Origin of the sequence: Actinomyces succiniciruminis, from assembly GCF_900002405.1 — a bacterium.
Classification (GTDB): domain Bacteria; phylum Actinomycetota; class Actinomycetes; order Actinomycetales; family Actinomycetaceae; genus Actinomyces; species Actinomyces succiniciruminis.
On record NZ_LK995485.1, the window covers coordinates 34,497 to 38,634 of the forward strand.

Genomic DNA, 4,138 nt, shown 5'->3' on the forward strand with positions numbered 1-4,138 from the left:
CGGTTCGTACCTCCTTACGACGGTTCGGCACCTACGAGTACGAACCGTCACGCCGAAGTACGAAGCGTCGAAGCAAAGGTACGAACCGTCAGACTCGCCCGGATGTTGATCGTCGACTCACGGCACAGCCAACACCTCCAAACAGGCACCGATAAGAACCCGGGCCCGCCGGTCGCCTTTGCTGACGTCACGCAAAGCAATCTCGCCGAGGCGTACAGCCCTCGCCGCACAGGTGCGATTCAGGGCAACGGGCTCACCGTGTTCATCCAGGCCCGCGGCTGCAACACCCACATTCTTCCCTGCGGAGAGGCATCAAGCACCTGGCGGACAATGCTGTCTGGTTCGCGCAGTGCCGGTGTCTTGAAACGCACGACCCTCCAGCCAATACGCTTCAGCCGGTCCTGGCGGATTCCCTCCTGGAATACCACATCATCTCCCGCATACTTCAGGGCGCCATCAAACTCAACGTCGAGCATGATGTCCGGCCAGGCCAGGTCCAGGAAGTACTCGTTGTTCTCAGCGACTACCCGGTGCTGAAGGTCTGGCAGCGGAAAGCCTGCCGCCAGGAGAATCCTGCGAAGCTCACTCTCGCCCGGCGACTCCGCCCAGGGAGACAACAGCTTGAGCAGACTCTGTGCGCGTACCCGCCCGTTGCGGTGGCGGTAAGAACTGAGTCTCTCTTCGACGTCGGCAACCAGTTCCTGCCACAGCGCGTTGGTGTCTCGGCTGCGCCAACGGTCCGGGCGGCAGTGGACTCGCAGCAGCGAGTCACCTGCCACCAACGCATCTGCGGGCGGTAGGTCGAGCAGACAATCAGTCAATGTACGGGCGAGCGAAGTCACCGGCACACCGTTGATGGTGACAGTGTCGTGCTCGCGGAGGTCTTCGCGGTAGTGGCGGCGCAGTTGCACCCGTCGTCCCAGTCGTTCCGCACGTTCTAACGGGATACGCTCGCCCCTGGGGACCCGCCTCGCAAGTGTTCCACCGTAGATGACCTGCGGAAGCGCGGTGGCAGACACGCGTGGCCTATACGACAGCAGGACATCAATATCCGGCTCGAATCTGCGTAGTGATCCCCCGTGAATGAGCACTGCGGCCTCGTATGCGATGGCGATCGTACCGGCGCCAGCACGCAGCGCGGCGACGGCCCTGGCCAGGGTCACTTCACGTTTTTGGGCCCAGTGCCCGACAGAGACCTGCGGCAGGAGAACCTGTCCACGCATGATCGGTACAGCAGTTTCAGGAACGGCGCCAAGGCATCCGGTAGTGGATACGACAGCTGGGAGCACAGCGGAAACGTGAACGGTCATGACTACAGCATGGAAAACAACGGCACCGTGTCACATCTGACCGTTCACAAATATGTGAATGAGGGGCGCACCAACCACGCCTGTGGACGTCGGTGGGCCGGCACGCCGTGCGCCGCCAACACTCCCGGACCACGCAGCCGTACGACGGTTCGGCACCAACGCCGACGGTTCGTACTTTCCGGTCGGCGGTTCGTACCTCCTTACGACGGTTCGGCACCTACGGGTACGAACCGTCACGCCGAAGTACGAAGCGTCGAAGCAAAGGTACGAACCGTCAGCCAGATTAGCCCCGTGAACCGCGTTGCAGTCCATTCGAGACGTGTCACAGCGGGAGCAACAGCCAGGTGACGCGGCCACGAACCGCTGATCCCGGGCGCAGCGCGTATCAGCCGACGGCGTTGCGCTCGGCGATCTCGACGACGTTGGCCAGCAGCAGGGCGCGCGTCATCGGGCCGACTCCCCCGGGGTTCGGGGACAGCCAGGCGGCGACCTGGTCGACGCCGTCGGCGACGTCGCCCATGATCCGTCCCTTGCCGGTCTCCGGGTTGACGACGCGGGAGACGCCCACATCCAGTACTACCGCCCCGGGCGCGACCATGTCGGCCGTGACGATGCCGGCCGAGCCGGCGGCGGCGATGACGACATCGGCGCGGCGCACATGCGCGGCCAGGTCGCGGGTGCCGGTGTGGCAGACGTCGACGGTGGCGTTGACGTCCTTGCGCATCAGCAGCAGGCCGATGGAGCGGCCCACGGTGACGCCGCGGCCGATGACACACACGTTCTTGCCGGCCAGGTCGATGCCGTGGCGGGTGATCAGCTCGATGCAGGCGCGCGGCGTGCACGGCAGCGGCGAGGTGATCGGACCGGTGCCGCGCAGCACCAGGCGGCCGAGGTTGGTGGGGTGTAGGCCGTCGGCGTCCTTGTCGGGGTCGACGCGTTCCAGGATGGCGTTGGTGTCGATGCCGGCGGGCAGCGGCAGCTGGACGATGTAACCGGTGCAGGCGGGGTCGGCGTTGAGGCGGTCAACGGCCGCCTCGATCTCCGCCTGCGTGGCGGTGGCGGGCAGGTCCACGCGGATGGACTCGATGCCGACCTCGGCGCAGTCGGCGTGCTTGCCGGCCACGTATTTGACACTGCCGGGATCCTCACCGACCAGCACCGTGCCCAGACCCGGGGTGATGCCGCGCTCACGCAGGGCGGCCACGCGCTCGGCCAGTTCGGCCTTGAGCGCCGCGGCGGTGGCCTTGCCGTCCAGGACGCGGGCGGCGCCCGTCCACGGGGCCCTCACTGGGCCAGCCCCGGGTAGAGCGGGAAGGCGTCGGTGAGCGTGCGCACGCGTCCGCGCAGGGAGGCGAGCAGCTCGTCGTCGGCCTTGCCGGCCGCACCCGCCACCAGGGCGGTGGCGATGATGTCGGCGACCTCGGTGAACTCGGTGGGGCCGAAGCCGCGGGTGGCCAGGGCCGGCGTGCCGATGCGCAGGCCGGAGGTGACGCGCGGCGGGCGCGGGTCGAAGGGGACGGCGTTGCGGTTGACGGTGATGCCGGCGTCGTGCAGCAGGTCCTCCGCCTGCTGGCCGTCCAGGGCGGAGTCGCGCAGGTCCACCAGCACCAGGTGGACGTCGGTGCCGCCGGTGACCAGCTTGATGCCGGCGGCGGCGACGTCGTCGGCGAGCAGGCGCTGGGCGAGGATCGAGGCGCCCTCAAGGGTGCGGGCCTGACGGTCCTTGAACTCGTCGGTGCCGGCGATCTTCATGGCGACGGCCTTGGCGGCGATCACGTGCATGAGCGGCCCGCCCTGCTGACCGGGGAAGACGGCGGAGTTGAGCTTCTTGCCCCACTGCTCGACGCGGTTGGTCAGCAGCATGCCGGAGCGGGGGCCGCCGAGGGTCTTGTGGACGGTGGTGGACACGACGTCGGACCACGGCAGCGGGGAGGGGTGCAGGCCGGCGGCGACCAGCCCGGCGAAGTGGGCCATGTCGGTCCACAGGGCGGCGCCGACCTCATCGGCGATGGAGCGGAAGGCCTCGAAGTCGAGGTGGCGGGGGTAGGCGGACCAGCCGGCGATGATCACGCGGGGGCGCTCGCGCAGGGCGGCCTCGCGCACCTGCTCCATCTCGATGCGGTGAGTGGTCTCGTCCACGCCGTAGGCGGTGGCGTGGTAGTTCTTGCCGGAGAAGTTGATCTTCATGCCGTGCGTGAGGTGACCGCCGTGGGCGAGCGACAGGCCGAGGATGGTGTCGCCGCCGTTGGCCAGGGCGTGCAGGACGGCGGCGTTGGCCTGGGCGCCGGAGTGCGGCTGGACGTTGGCCCACTCGGCGTTGAAGACGGCCTTGGCGCGCTCGATGGCCAGGGATTCGGCGACGTCGACCACCTCGCAGCCGCCGTAGTAGCGGCGCCCGGGGTAGCCCTCGGCATACTTGTTGGTCAGCACGCTCCCCTGTGCCTGGAGGACGGCGCGGGGCACGAAGTTCTCCGAGGCGATCATCTCCAGGGTGCCGCGCTGGCGGGCGAGCTCGTCGTCGAGGACCTTGGCGATCTCCGGGTCGAGGTCGGCCAGGGGTTGGTTGTTGAGGGCGGTGCGGGCGGTGGCCGCGGAGTCGGTCATGGTTCTCCTGATGTGTGCGCGGCGCGGGCCGCGCGTGGGCGTCGACCTCGGCCCAGGCGGGCGACCAGGTTCTCCGTTGCTGCGTCCCGGAGCCACCGCAGGGTGCAGGCGGACCCGTGACGTGCCGCCGCTCCCCGGTGGTGACCACCTTTTCGCCAGTCGCGACGACGGCCCCATGCTAGCGCCGACGGCGCGGCGGGGCCAGGTGGGGCAGGGCGCTTCGG

The 4,138-nt window shown here is 68.5% G+C and carries 3 protein-coding genes and 1 riboswitch; all 3 genes read right to left on the reverse strand.

The genetic code is table 11. The annotated features are described in order from the left end of the window. Window positions 1–239 precede the first annotated feature (239 nt). Window positions 240–1,310 (reverse strand): hypothetical protein, encoded by a 1,071-nt coding sequence (locus BN1056_RS04915; RefSeq protein ID WP_210579521.1) that lies wholly within the window; start codon window positions 1,308–1,310, stop codon window positions 240–242. Window positions 1,311–1,695: 385 nt separating this feature from the next. Further along, a complete protein-coding gene (locus tag BN1056_RS04920) occupies window positions 1,696–2,598 on the reverse strand; it encodes a bifunctional methylenetetrahydrofolate dehydrogenase/methenyltetrahydrofolate cyclohydrolase (protein ID WP_210579522.1) in 903 nt (300 codons plus the stop codon). Then, window positions 2,595–3,914 carry a serine hydroxymethyltransferase gene (gene glyA, locus BN1056_RS04925; protein ID WP_210579524.1) on the reverse strand — a complete coding sequence of 440 codons (1,320 nt, stop codon included), beginning with the start codon at window positions 3,912–3,914 and terminating at the stop codon, window positions 2,595–2,597. The genes BN1056_RS04920 and glyA overlap by 4 nt, the downstream gene beginning before the upstream one ends. Before the next feature lie 97 nt (window positions 3,915–4,011). Beyond that, a riboswitch (ZMP/ZTP riboswitch) is annotated at window positions 4,012–4,087 on the reverse strand. Window positions 4,088–4,138 lie beyond the last annotated feature (51 nt).

What these genes read in the sequence shown, in the direction of transcription:
- BN1056_RS04915 (WP_210579521.1), bottom strand. Translation starts at nt 1,310, where the DNA reads ATGACCGTTCACGTTTCCGCTGTGCTCCCAGCTGTCGTATCCACTACC.
- glyA (WP_210579524.1), bottom strand. Translation starts at nt 3,914, where the DNA reads ATGACCGACTCCGCGGCCACCGCCCGCACCGCCCTCAACAACCAACCC.